Raw genomic sequence first — 14,874 nt, 5'->3', positions numbered from 1 at the left:
GCTCAGCGCAGGACAAAGCCCTCGGGCCAGTTCAGCCGCGTCTCCAGCCGCAGGGTCTTTTCTGCCCCAGCGGCAAGCGGGAACTGCCATTCCAGCACGCCGCGCTGACCGTCGACATCGGTGATTTCGGGCGGCGGCGTCGCGGTCCAGTCGATGCGCAGATCCTCCTGCTCGGAATAGGGGACGCGGTCTCGCAGCCTGACCTGCCAGTCGGTGTTGGTCAGGTTGGCGATCTCGAATTCGCGCGCCTCGGTCATCTCGTTCGATTTGTTCAACACGCCCCGGTCACCCTCGTTGCGGTCGCGCAGGGTGGACGTCAGCCGCAGCCCCTCGATCGGACCGAAAAAGAGCTCGGTCTCCTCGCCTGCCGCGATCAGGGGCATCCGACCGATGCCGGTGAACTGCCCGTCGAGATAGAGATGCATCCGTTCTGACGGCAACAGGACCTCGGACGTGTCGTTGGTGAAACCGGCGGCGACAAACGCGGTCTCGTCATAGCGCGGTGCGGCACGGGCAAAGACCTGCGGCTCCAGCGCGACATCGCCCAGCGGGATGCGTACCGCCTCGGTGCCCGGCGCCAGGGTGACCGGCGGGGCATAGTCATAGGTCACGCTGATCCCGTCCAGCGCCGCGCCGAGCGCCGCCGCCTCCTCATAGACGACCGGGGCCTCGACCATCGGGGCGGATGCCGCGCCGGCCAAATTGTCGCGCTGCATCGCCTTGGGCTCGGGGCGGGGGATGATCCGGCGCCGCCACGGGACCACCTCCGAGGGGGCAGAGCGCGCGGCCGGGTCCACCGTCGACAGCCGCAGTGCCACGTCGCGCCAGGTCTCGCCGCTGTCCTGCACGACCCAGGCCACGCGGGTGAGCGTCAGGCGCGGGGTGTCGCCCCGGGTCAGGCGCGCCTCGTATCCCGGTTGCCACATGGCGTCGGGGGTCAGGTAGGTGACGGTAATTATCCCTTCGGTCGCGGTTTCGGCGCTGACGGCTAGGGTCAGTTCGATTGGCTCGGCCACATCCGGTACCAGCGCGTCCAGCGCCTGTTTCGCCCGCGAAAGATCTTCGGTCATCTCCTCGAGCGGATCGTCCAGCGCCCGGGCGGCCTGCTGCGCCTGCAGTGCCGCCGTCTTGGCGGCCAAGGTTTCCTCGGCGACCATCGTTGAGATCTCGCGCAGGCTGATCACGTCCTGCCCGGCGATGGAGTCGCGTTCACCCAGACCGGCGAGAAAGGCCAGCTTCGCCTCTGCCGCGGCAATGCCCAGCAGATGTTCGGCGCGCGTGTCCTCCAGATCCCGGATCGCGCGGTCGATGCGGGCAACCTCGGCGCGGGCGGCCTCGACCTCGGCGCTTTCTGCGGTGTCGCGCGGCGGCAGGTTCTCGCCACGCGCCGACAGGGTTTCCAGAACCGCCCCCTCGACCGAGAACCGCAATTCATCCAGCGGCACGCCCGGATCGGCGCCGCGCAGGATCAGCCGGTGCCGGCCCTGCGGGATGGAAAAGGGAACCCGGCGTTCCACCGTCGCGCCGGTGGGATGCATCGTGACATGGGTGACCGGGGCATCCAGAACAAACTGGTCGGCCAGTCCGACCGTGGGCAGCATCGCCGCGATAAAAATGAATCTACGCATGAAAACACCTTTGAGAATCCTCTCGCAAGGGTGCGCGCGACGGCCGAAAAGAACAAGGGCGCCCGCAAAGGCGCCCTTGCCCGAAGTCCATTGCGGCCGGGGTCAGCCCTTTTTCAGAACCTCACGCCCCAGCAGCTCGGCGATCTGCACCGCGTTCAACGCGGCGCCCTTGCGCAGGTTGTCGCTGACGCACCACAGGTTCAGACCGTTGTCGATGGTGCTGTCCTGGCGGATGCGGCTGATGAAGGTGGCGAAATCGCCGACGCATTCGACCGGGGTGACGTATCCGCCGTCTTCGCGCTTGTCGATCACCATGACCCCGGGGGCCTCGCGCAGGATGTCGCGCGCCTCGTCCTCGTCGAGGTGATCCTCGAACTCGATGTTGATCGCCTCGGCATGGCCGACAAAGACCGGCACGCGCACGCAGGTCGCGGTCAGCTTGATCGCTGGGTCGACGATCTTCTTGGTCTCGGCGACCATCTTCCATTCTTCCTTGGTCGAGCCGTCATCCATGAAGACGTCGATATGCGGAATCACGTTGAAGGCGATCTGCTTGGTGAATTTCTTCGCCACCATATCCGAGGTCGGGTTGTAGACCGCCTTGGTCTGGTCCCAAAGCTCGTCCATCCCCTCCTTGCCGGCACCGGAGACCGACTGATAGGTCGACACCACGACGCGCTTGATCTTGGCGCGGTCATGCAGAGGTTTCAGCGCCACGACCATCTGCGCGGTCGAGCAGTTGGGGTTGGCGATGATGTTCTTCTTGCCATAGCCGTGAACCGCCTGCGGGTTCACCTCGGGCACGATCAGCGGAACCTCCGCGTCGTAGCGGTAGAGCGAGCTGTTGTCGATCACCACGCAGCCGGCCTTGGCGGCCTTGGGCGCGTATTTCTTGGTCGCGTCCGAGCCGATCGCGAACAGCGCCATGTCCCATCCGGTGAAATCGAAGGTGTCCAGATCCTGGGTTTTGAGGGTGGTGTCGCCAAAACTCACCTCGGTGCCCAGCGACCGGCGGCTCGCCACGGCGGCGACTTCATCGACCGGAAACTGGCGCTCGGCCAGGATGTTCAGCATTTCGCGGCCCACGTTACCCGTGGCACCCGCGACGACGACGCGATAACCCATATGATCCTCTCTTGCGTTGCGGCCGGTCATGTGACCGGCTGCGGTGTCATATAGGCTTTGGCACAAGGAAAAAAGGGGGTCAGTCCAGGCTGTCCCGGCTGAACAGGTAAACGAGGGTGCCGATCAGCAGGGTGAGCGCGAGGAAACCGAAGATCACCGTATAGGGCGCGCTGGGGTCCCCGTTGGCCAGCGTGGTGTGTAGCCGGCCGGTGATGAACTGCATCAGGCCGACCCCGCCGATGACGAACAGGTTCAACAGTGTCACGCCGCGCCCGACCAGATGCGCCGGGATGAAGGCACGTCCATGGGCGATGATCACCGGGAAATAGGCGCCCAGAAACCCGATCACCGCCAGCAGCGCGACCGACAGCACCGGGTTGGTGTCGATCGCCACGAGCAGCCAGACCAGCGCCACGATCGACCCCAGCGAGCCTCCGGCCACCACCCATTTACGTGTTCCCAGCAGCCGGTCCAGCGGGCCATAACACAGCGTGCCGGCGATCATTGCCGCCCCCATGACCAAGCTCGCCTGCCCGATCTGCACCGTGCTCAGGCCGAACACATCGGCCAGGTAGGGGCCGATCCACAACCCGCGCATGGTGGCCGCAGGCGCATAGTTGACCAGCATCAACGGCAGGATCAGCCAGATCACCGGCATTTTCAGGATATCCAGCACCGATCCCTTGACCGCGCTTTCCACCCGCTCCGGATCGCGGACCGAGGCAAAGATCCCGGCCGCCACCAGCGCCGAGAGCATGGCCAGCCCGCCCAGCGTGCCGCGCCAGCCGATCAGCTCGGCCGCCAGCGCGGTGGGGTAGGAGGCGACGAGGTTCCCGGCCGAGCCGACCCCCAGCATCACCGCCCCCAGGGTGGCGAACCGGGCCGGCGGGTATTCCCGCGCAAAGATATAGTAGGACCCCATCAATGCCGGTGAGCAGCCGATCCCGATCAGGAACATGGCTATGGAGATATGCGCCGGGCTGCTGGCCAGCGCAAACACCGCGGCGCCGCCGCCACCGCCCAACAGCAACAGAACCGAGGTGGTGCGCCGTGGTCCGACCCGGTCCAGCGCCCAGCCCACCGGGATCTGCATTGCCGCGAAGGACAGGAACCACAGGCCCGAAGCCGTGGCCAGCGCCTCTGGGGCGGCGCCCAGGTCCTGCGCCAGAACCTCGCTCAGCACGGCGAGGAAGGCTCGGAAAAATTGACTCAGAACATAGGCCAGACAAAGCCAGATCAATCCCGCCATGACGCGTGCCGTCCTCTCCCCCGTTTCTCCCGTTGGTTGCGTCGCATGTTCGCAGGCGGCACACAAGTGCGTGTCGCGGTGTAACCTGGAATGGACGGCCCCCCGGGTGTGCCCTACCTCAAGCTGGCCCGGGACGGGATGCGGGCGCCGATGACAGGGGAATGCGGTGGGAACGAGTGACGACGGGTTTTACGACCGGCTGCCGCGGCAGGCGGATTTCGCCAGGCTGGTGGACCAGGACGGGTTTGCGGCCGTGCCGGATGATTGGCTGGTGGGCACCGCCGACATCGTCGATTCGACGGCCGAGATCGCCGACGGGCGGTACAAGGCGGTGAACATGGCCGGTGCCGCCGTGATCTCTGCGGTGCTGAACGCGATGTCGGATCGGTCTCTGGCCTTCGTGTTTGGTGGCGACGGTGCCTCCTTCGCCATTGCGCCGCAGGACGCACCGCTTGCGCGCAAGGCCCTGGCGGCAGTGCGGCGCTGGGCCGAGGCCGATCTGGGGATGTCGATGCGCGCCGCGCTGGTGCCGGTTGCCGATATCCGCGATGCCGGGCACGATCTGCGCGTGGCGCGCTTTGCCGCCTCGCAGGGGGTGGATTACGCGATGTTTGCCGGCGGCGGCATGGCCTGGGCCGAGGTGCGGATGAAGGCCGGCGATTACGCCGTGCCGCCCGCACCCGAAGGCACGCTGCCCGACCTGTCCGGCCTGTCCTGCCGCTGGTCGAACCTGCGCGCGCGCAATGGCCTGATCCTGTCGCTGGTGGTCCAGCCCGCGCCGGGGGCCGATCCGGCCGGTTTCGTCGGCGCGGCCCGCAAGGTGGTCGAGATTGCCGGCCATCTCAGCCGCGGTGGTCACCCGGTGCCCGAGGCGGGGCCGGGAATCCGCTATCCGCCGCCGGGCCTGGCGCTGGAAGCGCAGGCGTCGCACGGCCAGACCCCGGTCCTGCGTCGCAAGCTGGCGCTGCTGGCGGAGAACCTGATCGCCTGGGTCCTGTTCCGCACCGGGCTGCGTGTGGGCGGCTTCGACCCGTCCGCCTATGCCGCGCGGGTCAGTGCCAATGCGGATTTCCGCAAGTTCGACGACGGGCTGAAGATGACGCTGGATTGCGACGCGGCCACGCGCGACCGGATCGCCGCGGTTTTGGAGGCGGCGGAACAGGCCGGCGCGATCCGCTATGGCCTGCACGAACAGGACGAGGCACTGGTCACCTGCTATGTCCCCTCGGTCCACCAGGACAGCCACGTGCATTTCGTCGATGGCGCCGCCGGCGGCTATACCCGCGCGGCGGCGCATCTCAAATCGCGCTGAGCCGGTCTATTTCCCGCTGCGCAGACGCCCGACCACGCCGGTGGGAAAGAAATAGACGCTGAGGATGAACAGCACCCCCAGCCACAGCAGCCAGCGATCCGCGCTCAGCAGCTCGGGCAGCACCGGCACCCCCTCGACCAGCCCCGAGGCCGCGCCCATCAGGGCCTGGAGATAGTTCTGCGCCAGCACGAACAGCGTGGCCCCGATCACCGCGCCGTACATGGTGCCCATGCCGCCGATCACCACCATCAGCAGGATGTCGATCATCAACTCCATCGACAGGGTGGTCTCGGGCCCCACGTAACGCAGCCAGACCGCATAGAGCGATCCCGCCAGCGCCGCGACCGCCGCCGAAAGGCAGGTGGCGGCGACCCGGTAGTAGACCACGCGATAGCCGATTGCCTCGGCGCGGAAATCGTTCTCGCGGATCGCCACAAGCACCCGGCCGAACGGCGAATTCACCACCCGCAGCAACATCAGGAACAGCACCAGCGCGCCGGTGAAGACAAAGTAATAGGCCAGCAGCTTGCCGTTCAACCGGACCCCGAACAGCTTGCCGTCAAAGACCTCCTTGCCAAACTTGAAGGCCGGGCCAAGCTCGCGCGGCAGCTTGAAGGTCAGCCCGTCCTCGCCCCCGGTCAGCCCCGACATCTGGCTGACCAGCACCGCCACGGCCGAGGCCACCGCCAGCGTGATCATCGCAAAGAAGATCGCCCGCACCCGCAGCGAAAACAGCCCGATCAGCAGCGCCAGCAGCGCCGCCATCACCGCTCCGGCGCCGGCGCCGACGAAAATCGGGCCGAATCCGCGCCCCAGGTGGGTCAGCGCCAGCGCCACGCCATAGGCGCCGATGCCGAAGAACATGGTATGGGCGAAACTGACGATGCCGCCGTAGCCCAAGAGCAGATCGTAACTCGCCACCAGCAGGATGAAGACACAGATGCGCGCGGCAGTGTCCACCGTGCGCACGCCGGGAAACAGGAACGGCGCCAGCGCCAGGCAGATCAGGATCGCGGCCAGGATCAGCGCCAGGATGCGGCTGCGCGGCATGTCGCCAGACAGGAGGGAACGCAACATGCTCATTTCGCCTTTACCACCGGTATCATGCCCATCGGGCGCCACATCAGGATTGCCACCATAAGGGCGATGTTGGAAATCAGCGCCGCCTTGGGCTCCAGGAAGGCGACGTAGTTCTGCAACAGCCCGACCAGCAGCGCGCCGATGAAACAGCCCTCGACGCTGCCCAGCCCGCCGATGATCACCACGATGAAGATCAGGATCATCGCCTGGTTGCCCATGTGGGCGGTGATGACCTCCTGGTAGAGGCCCCACATGACGCCGCCCAGCCCGGCCAGCGCCGATCCCGCGATGAAGACGCCGACGAACACCCGCCGCAACCGGTATCCCAGCGCCTGCACCATCTCGCCGTTCTGAACCCCGGCGCGCACGATCAACCCGATCCGCGTGCGCCGCAGGACAAAGCGCATGGCGAGGAAAACGACCAGCCCGACCACCACCGCGACCAGCCGGTATTTTTCCAGCGCGGCCCCGGCAAAGGTGATCGCGCCCTTCAGGCTTTCGGGCCGGGCGATATAGATCTCTTCGGGTCCCCACAGCACGATGATCAGCTGCTCGACCACGATCAGCCCGCCCATGGTGACCAGGATCTGCTTCAGATGATGGCCATAGACCGGCATCACGATCACCTTTTCAAAGGCCCAGCCCATCGCGCCGGTGGCCGCCACCGCGCCGAGCACCGCCAGCATCATCGCCACCAGGTTCAGCCCGAGGCTGGGCGCGCCGGTCATCTGGCCCAGCATCAGCAGGACGGTGACACCGACAAAGGCCCCGACCGAGACAAAGGCGCCGTGCCCGAAGTTGATCACGTCCATCAACCCGAACACCAGCGTCAGCCCCGAGGCCATGATGAAGATCATCATCCCCATCGCCAGCCCCGAGACGGTCAGCGTCAGCCAGCTCGAGGTTTCGGGGATCGCCAGCGCCCCCAGCAGTATCAGCGCCGGCACCAGCAGCATCGGCATCCAGGGCGCCAGCCGCTGGGCCAGGCTCAGCTCCGCCATCTTCGGCGCGTGTTTCGGGGCGGCCGTCATGCTTCACCCCCGCCGTCGATCAGTTTGATATCGAGTACGTCAGCAAGTGTTGTGGCGAGGTCTGGCTTGATCCGCCAAGTTCCTGATGCGTCGTTATAGTCGGCGAGGATCGCGGAAAAGAACCTTTCGTCCCTTCGCTCGGACGGCGGCGCTCGCCAAAGGAGATCTTCCCGCGCGTGACAAGCCTTGCCAAAATGCGCATGCCATGTTTGTCCTTCCCACCCGAGCCTTCGGGAAAGCTGGTGCGAGGTTTCGTTCGGATGTCGAAGAAGAAGGCCTATCACCGCTGTCTCGGTGCTGGATGCGGGGCGACGAAGGAACGCTTTGCGCAAGCGTTCTTCGCGAGTGGTTTGGTCAATTGCATCGTATGCACCCTCGCCGGCGGGTAGATCGTCTGCTTCCAAGGCGCTCTCAACCAATTGGGCGGCGGTCATTTTTTCTGGCTCGCCAGATTTCACCCAAGCTGCAATGTTCTGTCGAAGCCGTTTTCGCGACGCTTCCGACATCGCGGGAATTGCGGCGATCGTGCCGCTTACATCAATTGCCATAACTGCCCCTTGCTTCTTCTCTTTTCAAATACTCGAACCCGACATCTGCCGCGCCCACCTCAATGGGCTTCAAGGCTCAGCCCCATCAGGCGCTCCTGCAACGCGGCATCGCCGGCCAGTTTCGTCATCGTGCCCGACCAGATCATCCGCCCGTCGTCCATCACGTTGGCGGTGTCCCCCAGCGCCCGGGCGACCGCGAAATTCTGTTCGACCAGCAGGATCGAGGCGCCCTCTGCCTTCAACTCCTTCAGCGCGCGCGCCATGGTCGAGACGATGGCCGGCGCCAGCCCCTTGGTCGGCTCGTCGATGAGATAGAGCTTGCGCTCCTCGATCATCGCCCGCGCGATCGAGAGCATCTGTTTCTGTCCGCCTGACAGGTTCCCCGCCTCGGATTTCCAAAAGGTCTTGAGCGGCGGAAAGGCGGAAAACACCCAGTCCAGCCGGGCGCTGTCGATCGGACCCGAGGCGGCGGCGAGCACCATGTTCTCCTCGACCGTCAGGTCGGAAAAGATGCCCATGTCCTCGGGCACGAAGCCGACGCCGGCGCGGGCGATGGCGGGGGTCGGCATCGCGGTGATGTCCTCGCCGTCGAACATCACCCGGCCCTTGTGGGCGCGCCAGTGGCCGATGATGGTGCGCAGCGTGGTGGTCTTGCCCACCCCGTTGCGGCCCAGCAGCATGGTCACCTGTCCGCGCGGCACCTCCAGCTCCACCCCCTGCAGGATGTGGTATTGCGCGATGTTGGTACAGACCCCCTCGAGGCGCAGGATCGGGTCAGACATCTTCCAGCTCCTTGCCCATGTAGGCTTCCTGCACCACGTCCGAGGCCATCACCTCGGCCGGGGGGCCGTCGGCGGCCAGTTCGCCGTTGTGCAGCACGATGATGCGGTCGGCGAGGGTGCGGATCACGTCCATCTTGTGCTCGACCAGCAGGATGGTGCGGTCGCTCTGCGCCTTCAGGTCGGCGATCAGGTCCAGCACCACGGGCGCCTCGTCCACGCTCATCCCGGCGGTGGGTTCGTCGAACATGTAGACCGCCGGGTCGAGCGCGATCAGCAGCGCCACCTCCAGCTTGCGCTGGTTGCCGTGCGACAGTTCCGACACCACCTGCCCGGCCAGGTCGGCCAGCCGCACCCGCTCCAGCACCGCTTGCGCGGCCTCGGTCAACTCGGTGTGTTTGCTGGCCATCGACCACAGGTTGAAGCCCTGCCCGGAGTGCGACTGCACCACCAGGCGGACGTTTTCCAGAACCGTCAGGTCGGGAAACAGGTTGGTCAGCTGGAACGCGCGGCCGATCCCGGCCTTGGTCCGCTGCGAGGCCGACATCCCGGCAAGGTCGCGCCCGCGCAGGAACACCTTGCCGCCGGTGGCGGGGATCTGGCCCGAGATCAGGTTGAAATAGGTGGTCTTGCCGGCGCCGTTGGGGCCGACGATGGCGGTCAGCTCTCCGGCCTGAAAGGCGCAGCTCACCGCATCCACCGCGACATGGCCGCCAAAGCGCACGGTCAGGTCCTGGGTTCTGAGTATGGGGTCGGTCATCTGTCCTGTCCTTCCCGGTCCCGCAGTGACGCGGGCGGGGACGGTATCCGGTGGGATCGGACCGGGGCGGATCGGTCAGCCGACCCGCCCCGGCCTTGAGGAAAAAAGGTTACTGGTTACGAACAGGGATCGGCAGGTCGTCGATGCCAAGCTCACGCACCAGCTCGGGGATCGCCCATTCCACGTCCGGGTCGACCCTGATCTTGAAGTGGTACATGGATTGCATCGCCTGGTGATCCTCGGGACGGAAGCGCATGGTGCCCTTGGGCGTTTCCCACTCCATGCCTTCCATCGCCGCGATCAGGTCCTCGGTATCGGTGCCGCCGGCCTTCTTGATCGCCTCGACCACGGCGATGCCCGCCGCCATGCCGCCGGCGGTAAAGAAGTCGGGCGGCGTGCCGAAGCGGTCCATATGCTCCTTCACCAGCCAGTCGTTCACCGGGTTCTTGGGGATGTCGTAGTAGTAATAGGTCGCCCCCTCCATGCCATCGAACTCTTTCCAGCCCTTCAACGCCGCCAGGATGTTGCCGCCGCTGGCGATCTCGATGCCGAACCGGCCCGGGTCCATCGCGTTGACCTTGCTCATCGGGTTGCCGCCGCCGGCCCAGATGACGAACAGCTTCTTCTTGCCGTCCAGATCCTTCATCGCGTTGAAGATGCGCTCCGCCGCGGCGGTAAAGTCGGTGGTGTCAGTGGGCACGTATTCCTCGTGCGCGACATCGGTTCCGGTGCCCTCCAGCGCGTCCTTGAAGGCGGCGATGCCGTCACGACCAAAGGCGTAATCCTGCGCCAGCGTCGCGATATGCACGTTCTCGCCGGCCAGCGCGATGGCGTTCGACACCGCGTCCTGGGACGAGTTGCGTCCGGTGCGGAAGATATAGCGGTTCCAGTTGGCCCCGGTGATGGAGTCGGCAACCGCCGGTTCGACCAGCAGGATCTTTTCGTATTCCTCGGCCACCGGCAGCATCGCCAGCGCCACGCCGGAACTGACCGGCCCGACGGCCAGGTCGACCTCGTCGTCGCCATAGGCCTCTTCCAGCAGCGCGCGGCCGTTCTCCGGCTTCAGCTGGGTGTCCTTTTCAAGCACGACGATCTTTTCGCCGTCGATCTCCATGGTGCCGCCGGTGGCGTACTCCAGCCCCATCATCAGCCCGTCGTGGGACTGTTTCGCATAGGCCTCATAGGGGCCGGTCTTGCCATAGACATGGGCGATCTTGATGTCAGCGGTAGCAGCGGTGGCCAGCGCAAGCGCCGACACCATGCCCGCAACGAAAATGCGTGTCACGATTCTCTCTCCCTGGTAAGCGCCACGGATGGCGCCTGAAACTCCCGTGACGATACGCTAGCCTTGCAAACTCGCTTCGGTCAATTGCGTGTAAATACGCACGTCGCGATTTTCAGGCGGTTTTCCAACGCTCTGACAGCGCCCGCGCGGTCCGGGCAAGCAGCAGGACGTCGATGCCGACGGCCAGGAATTGCGCCCCCATGTCGTGATAGGTCTGCGTCGCCTCCTCGGTCACGCCAAGGATGCCGGGCGCCTTTCCTGCTGCCTTGATCCGGGCGATGGCATCGGCGATCGCGGCGCGGACCTCGGGCGCGGCGCTGTCGCCCTGAAATCCCATGTCGGTCGACAGGTCCGCCGGCCCGATAAAGACACCGTCCACCCCCTCGACGGCGAGGATGTCGTCCAGCGCGGCCAGACCGGCGCGGCTTTCCACCTGCACCAGCAGGCAGATCTCCGCGTCGGCGGTGGGGATGTAATCGGGGATCGAGCCGAACATCGTGGCCCGCCCGCCCATGGCGCCAACACCCCGGGTGCCCTCGGGAGGATAGGTGCAGGCGCGCACCAGTTCCCGCGCCTGATCTCCGCTTTCCACCATCGGCACCAGCACGGTCTGCGCGCCGACATCCAGCACCTGCTTGATCATCCATGTCTCGCCGATCGGCACCCGGACCACCGGGTGGCTGGGGCTGGCCGCCAGGGCGAGCAACTGGTCGCGGATTGAGCGGATGTCGTTCGGCGCGTGTTCACCGTCGATCACCAGCCAGTCGAACCCGGCGGTGCCCATGATCTCGGCGGCCTGGCCATCGGCAAAGCTCATCCAGCAGCCGATCTGTTTTTCACCTGCGGCGAGGGCGTGTTTGAAGGGGTTTGTGGGGACGGGCATGTGAACCTCTCAGTCGAAAGTGATGTGGACCGAGCCGAACGGCCCGAAATCGGCGGTAAAACGTGATCCGGCCGGCGCCTCGACCGGGCGGATGAAAGACCCGGACAGGACGATATCGCCCGCCTCGATCTGCTGACCATAATCCGCCATGCGGCGCGCAAGCCAGAGCACCGATGTCACCGGGTCGTTCAGCACCCCGGCGCCCAGCCCGGTTTCCTCGACAACGCCGTCGCGGCTGACGATGGCGCCGGTCCAGCGCAGATCCACCGCGTCAGGCGCGTGGCGCTCGGCCCCCAGCACGACACCGGCGTTGGCGGCGTTGTCGCTGATGGTGTCGGTGATCACGCGGGCCTTGCCGGTCTCTGGATCGACGCGCAGCACGCGGGTATCGAGGATTTCCAGCGACGGCGCGACATGGTCGGTCGCCGCCAGCACATCCGCGCGTGTGCAGTCGGCGCCGGCCAGTGGTGCCTTCATCACGAAGGCGATCTCGGCCTCGACACGGGGTTGGATGAACCGCCCTGCGGGCACTGTGGCCCCGTTCTCAAACGCCATATCGTCCAGCAGCACGCCGCTGTCGGGCGTGTCTATCTTCAGCGCGTCCTGCATCGCCCGGCTGGTCAAGCCGATTTTCCAGCCGATCTTGCGCCGCCCCGCCGCCAGCTTGCGTGCGATCAGCCGGGCTTGCACCGCATAGGCATCGTCCAGCGTCATGCCGGGATAGGTCAGCGACAGCAGCCCGCATTGCCGGCCGGTCTGTTCCGCCTGGAACAGCACTTCGGCCGCCTCGTCATGTTGTGCGGGCGTCATGCCTCGTCCTCGACCGTGTTGACCAGCTTGCCGATCCCCTCGGCCTCGACCTCGATCACGTCGCCGGGGCGCAGGAACCGCGGCGGATCGAACCGCGCACCCGCGCCGGTGGGGGTACCGGTCACGATGATGTCGCCCGGCACCAGCGTGGTGAAGGTCGAGATATATTCGATCTGCCGCCGGATCGGGAACAGCATCCGCCCGGTGCGGTCGTCTTGGCGCAGCTCTCCGTTCACCTTGGTGGTCAGCCGCACGTCGTCCAGTTGCGCGGGCGAGGTGAAGGGCACCAGCCACGGCCCCATCGCGCCGGAGCTGTCCCAGTTCTTGCCCTGGGTGACGTTGAACTTGGCGTGCCGCACCCAGTCGCGCAGCGTGCCCTCGTTGCACAGGGTGATGGCGGCAATGTGGTCATAGGCGTCGGCCTGCGAAATCCGCCGCCCGCCCTTGCCGATCACCACGGCGATCTCGCCCTCGTAATCCAGCTGCGGCGTTTCCGGCGGGCGGATCAGTGGGCACCCGTGGCCGGTAAAGCTGCGCGCAAAGCGGATGAACAGCGACATGTTGGGTGGCGCGTCCTGCCCGTCCTTGTATTCGGCATTGCGGTCGGGAAAGTTGACGCCGACGCAGATGATCTTTTCCGGGGTCGCGATCGGGATCTGATACTCGAAACTGCCGGTCGGATGCGTCACCGGCTTGTCCTGTGCGGCCACTGCCAGGTCGTAAAGCGCCCCGGCCTCGATCACCGCGCGCAGGTCGGGCCATTCCTTGAACGCGGGTGACAAGGCAATCATCCCGCCCTCGGCCACCGCGCCATAGAAAATTTCACCATCGGCGGTATAGGTTGCGAACTTGCTCATCTGTCCAGCCCTTCAGCGATTTCGGTAATCACGTCATAGGCCATCATCACATCCTCCTCGGTGGTCTCGAATTGGCCGGCTTGGAACCGGATCACCATCGCGTCATTCACCCTTGTCTGGGTGAGATAGATGCGTCCGTCATCGTTGATCGCGTTGACCAGCCGCAGGTTCAGATCGTCAAGGTCCGCGACGCCCTCCGGCGCATAGCGGAACAGGAACAGAGACCACATCGGCGCGGTGACGATCTCGAAATCCGGGTGGGCCGCCAACCGGTCATGCAGTTGCACCGACCATTTCACATGGTTCCTGATCCGCTCCCGCAGCCCCTCCAGCCCGTAGGCGCGGATCAGGAACCACAGTTTCAGCGCGCGGAACCGTCGGCCCAGCGGGATCGACCATTCGGAGTAGTTGACGATCCCTTCGGCGCCGTGGGTTTTCAGGAACTCGGGGCTGATCGCGAGGGTTCGTACAAGATCGTCGGGATTTCGTACGAAATGGGCCGAACAGTCGAACTGCGCCCCCAGCCATTTGTGCGGGTTGAAGACGATGCTGTCGGCGCCCTCGACCCCGGTCCAATAGTGACGGAACTCCGGGCAGATCATCGCGCTGCCGGCCCAGGCGGCATCCACATGGGTGTAAAGCCCGTATTTCCGCGCAATCGCCAAGCAATCGGCAATCGGGTCGGTCGCCCCGGTGCCGGTGCCGCCGACGCACAGGATCACGCCCGCCGGCTTCAGCCCGGCCTCGAGATCCGCCTTGATCGCCGCCTCCAGCGCGGCGGGGTCCATCCCGCGCCAGTCGCCCTTGGTCGGGACGCGCACAAGGTTGTCCTGCCCGATACCCGAGATCCAGATCGCCCGGTCGATCGAGGTATGCACCTCAGCGCTGGCATAGACCCGCAGAGGCACCTGCCCCGGCAGGCCCTGTTGATTGCCGGTCCAGTTCAACGCCTTTTCCCGCATGGTCAGCACCGCCGCCAGTGTGGCGGAGGAGGCGCTGTCCTGGATCACCCCGGCGAACCCCTGCGGCAGGCCGAGCGACTGGCGCAGCCAGTCCATCATGCGGGTTTCCATCTCGGTTGCCGCCGGAGAGGTCTGCCACAGCATGCATTGCGGGGCGATGGCGGAGACGAGGAATTCCGCCAGCACCGAGGGCGCCGAGGCATTGGAGTTGAAATAGGCAAAGAAACGCGGATGTTGCCAATGGGTGATGCCCGGCATCACGATCTCTTCGAAATCGCGGAACACCTGTTCCATGTCCTCGGGCGTTTCCGGCGGCGCGGCGGGCAGCGCGTTCAGCACCTCGCCCGGCTTGGTCTTTGCCCGCACCGGACGCTCGCCCACGGTCAGGTGATACTCCTGCGCCCAATCGGCCACGCGGCGGCCCCATCCGGCGAATTCAGTCCATTTCATCAGTCGCTCCAATCACCGCGCCGCCGATCCGTGCGGGCGCGGCCCAGTGTTATGAATCCCCGGCTCTGGGTGCAATGATCCGCCGTGCCTTGTCTTGCGGCGTACCGACCGCTCA

At 65.8% G+C, this 14,874-nt stretch carries 14 protein-coding genes; 1 reads left to right on the top strand and 13 read right to left on the bottom strand.

Translation table 11 applies throughout. The annotated features are described in order from the left end of the window. Positions 1-2: 2 nt before the first annotated feature. The 3 genes from ABWV23_RS04775 to ABWV23_RS04765 all read right to left on the bottom strand — a co-directional run bounded on the left by ABWV23_RS04775 (position 3) and on the right by ABWV23_RS04765 (position 4,002). On the bottom strand, positions 3-1,628 hold the full coding sequence (locus ABWV23_RS04775) for a DUF4139 domain-containing protein (RefSeq protein ID WP_353345485.1): 1,626 nt from the start codon (positions 1,626-1,628) through the stop codon (positions 3-5). Between the two features lie 102 nt (positions 1,629-1,730). Further along, entirely contained in the window at positions 1,731-2,753 is a 1,023-nt protein-coding gene (locus ABWV23_RS04770) for an aspartate-semialdehyde dehydrogenase (protein WP_353345483.1), read from the bottom strand. Between the two features lie 79 nt (positions 2,754-2,832). Then, a complete protein-coding gene (locus tag ABWV23_RS04765; RefSeq protein ID WP_353345481.1) occupies positions 2,833-4,002 on the bottom strand; it encodes an MFS transporter in 1,170 nt (389 codons plus the stop codon). Between the two features lie 166 nt (positions 4,003-4,168). Here ABWV23_RS04765 and ABWV23_RS04760 point away from each other — a divergent pair, with 166 nt between their 5' ends. Then, entirely contained in the window at positions 4,169-5,314 is a 1,146-nt protein-coding gene (locus tag ABWV23_RS04760) for a DUF3095 domain-containing protein (protein WP_353345479.1), read from the top strand. 6 nt (positions 5,315-5,320) lie between these two features. On the opposite strand, the gene ABWV23_RS04755 is transcribed toward ABWV23_RS04760, so the two are convergent. From ABWV23_RS04755 to ABWV23_RS04710, 10 genes are all read right to left on the bottom strand, one after another. After that, positions 5,321-6,391, bottom strand: a complete 1,071-nt coding sequence (locus tag ABWV23_RS04755) for a branched-chain amino acid ABC transporter permease (protein WP_353345477.1) — start codon at positions 6,389-6,391, stop codon at positions 5,321-5,323. Positions 6,392-6,393: 2 nt separating this feature from the next. Beyond that, the gene (locus ABWV23_RS04750) at positions 6,394-7,425 is read right to left on the bottom strand and encodes a branched-chain amino acid ABC transporter permease (RefSeq protein ID WP_353345475.1); all 1,032 of its coding nucleotides are present in this window, start codon (positions 7,423-7,425) and stop codon (positions 6,394-6,396) included. After that, positions 7,422-7,973, bottom strand: coding sequence for a hypothetical protein (locus ABWV23_RS04745; RefSeq protein WP_353345473.1), 552 nt, complete (start codon positions 7,971-7,973; stop codon positions 7,422-7,424). The genes ABWV23_RS04750 and ABWV23_RS04745 overlap by 4 nt, the downstream gene beginning before the upstream one ends. Before the next feature lie 59 nt (positions 7,974-8,032). Beyond that, complete coding sequence (locus ABWV23_RS04740; RefSeq protein WP_353345471.1) at positions 8,033-8,755, bottom strand: ABC transporter ATP-binding protein; 723 nt, start codon at positions 8,753-8,755, stop codon at positions 8,033-8,035. Beyond that, positions 8,748-9,512: an ABC transporter ATP-binding protein gene (locus tag ABWV23_RS04735; protein WP_353345469.1), complete on the bottom strand. Its 765-nt coding sequence runs from the start codon at positions 9,510-9,512 to the stop codon at positions 8,748-8,750. Before ABWV23_RS04735 ends, ABWV23_RS04740 begins: the two co-directional genes overlap by 8 nt. Positions 9,513-9,621: 109 nt before the next feature. Then, on the bottom strand, positions 9,622-10,773 hold the full coding sequence (locus ABWV23_RS04730) for a substrate-binding domain-containing protein (RefSeq protein WP_502901600.1): 1,152 nt from the start codon (positions 10,771-10,773) through the stop codon (positions 9,622-9,624). A 136-nt stretch (positions 10,774-10,909) separates the two neighbouring features. After that, a complete protein-coding gene (locus ABWV23_RS04725; RefSeq protein WP_353345465.1) occupies positions 10,910-11,680 on the bottom strand; it encodes an HpcH/HpaI aldolase family protein in 771 nt (256 codons plus the stop codon). A gap of 9 nt (positions 11,681-11,689) precedes the next feature. Next, entirely contained in the window at positions 11,690-12,490 is an 801-nt protein-coding gene (gene hpaH, locus ABWV23_RS04720) for a 2-oxo-hept-4-ene-1,7-dioate hydratase (RefSeq protein WP_353345463.1), read from the bottom strand. Further along, complete coding sequence (locus tag ABWV23_RS04715; RefSeq protein WP_353345461.1) at positions 12,487-13,347, bottom strand: fumarylacetoacetate hydrolase family protein; 861 nt, start codon at positions 13,345-13,347, stop codon at positions 12,487-12,489. The genes hpaH and ABWV23_RS04715 overlap by 4 nt, the downstream gene beginning before the upstream one ends. Then, positions 13,344-14,759 (bottom strand): pyridoxal phosphate-dependent decarboxylase family protein, encoded by a 1,416-nt coding sequence (locus ABWV23_RS04710; RefSeq protein WP_353345459.1) that lies wholly within the window; start codon positions 14,757-14,759, stop codon positions 13,344-13,346. Before ABWV23_RS04710 ends, ABWV23_RS04715 begins: the two co-directional genes overlap by 4 nt. Between the last annotated feature and the right edge of the window lie 115 nt (positions 14,760-14,874).

The sequence above is a fragment of the Aquicoccus sp. SU-CL01552 genome, from assembly GCF_040365005.1.
Classification (GTDB): domain Bacteria; phylum Pseudomonadota; class Alphaproteobacteria; order Rhodobacterales; family Rhodobacteraceae; genus Antarcticimicrobium.
Note: the sequence above shows the minus strand (reverse complement) of the source record. Positions and strands in the feature narration are given on the sequence as shown.

What these genes read in the sequence shown, in the direction of transcription:
- ABWV23_RS04715 (WP_353345461.1), bottom strand. Translation starts at nt 13,347, where the DNA reads ATGAGCAAGTTCGCAACCTATACCGCCGATGGTGAAATTTTCTATGGC.
- ABWV23_RS04775 (WP_353345485.1), bottom strand. Translation starts at nt 1,628, where the DNA reads ATGCGTAGATTCATTTTTATCGCGGCGATGCTGCCCACGGTCGGACTG.
- ABWV23_RS04740 (WP_353345471.1), bottom strand. Translation starts at nt 8,755, where the DNA reads ATGTCTGACCCGATCCTGCGCCTCGAGGGGGTCTGTACCAACATCGCG.
- ABWV23_RS04770 (WP_353345483.1), bottom strand. Translation starts at nt 2,753, where the DNA reads ATGGGTTATCGCGTCGTCGTCGCGGGTGCCACGGGTAACGTGGGCCGC.
- ABWV23_RS04725 (WP_353345465.1), bottom strand. Translation starts at nt 11,680, where the DNA reads ATGCCCGTCCCCACAAACCCCTTCAAACACGCCCTCGCCGCAGGTGAA.
- ABWV23_RS04765 (WP_353345481.1), bottom strand. Translation starts at nt 4,002, where the DNA reads ATGGCGGGATTGATCTGGCTTTGTCTGGCCTATGTTCTGAGTCAATTT.
- ABWV23_RS04745 (WP_353345473.1), bottom strand. Translation starts at nt 7,973, where the DNA reads ATGGCAATTGATGTAAGCGGCACGATCGCCGCAATTCCCGCGATGTCG.
- hpaH (WP_353345463.1), bottom strand. Translation starts at nt 12,490, where the DNA reads ATGACGCCCGCACAACATGACGAGGCGGCCGAAGTGCTGTTCCAGGCG.
- ABWV23_RS04735 (WP_353345469.1), bottom strand. Translation starts at nt 9,512, where the DNA reads ATGACCGACCCCATACTCAGAACCCAGGACCTGACCGTGCGCTTTGGC.
- ABWV23_RS04755 (WP_353345477.1), bottom strand. Translation starts at nt 6,391, where the DNA reads ATGTTGCGTTCCCTCCTGTCTGGCGACATGCCGCGCAGCCGCATCCTG.
- ABWV23_RS04730 (WP_502901600.1), bottom strand. Translation starts at nt 10,773, where the DNA reads ATGGTGTCGGCGCTTGCGCTGGCCACCGCTGCTACCGCTGACATCAAG.
- ABWV23_RS04710 (WP_353345459.1), bottom strand. Translation starts at nt 14,759, where the DNA reads ATGAAATGGACTGAATTCGCCGGATGGGGCCGCCGCGTGGCCGATTGG.
- ABWV23_RS04750 (WP_353345475.1), bottom strand. Translation starts at nt 7,425, where the DNA reads ATGACGGCCGCCCCGAAACACGCGCCGAAGATGGCGGAGCTGAGCCTG.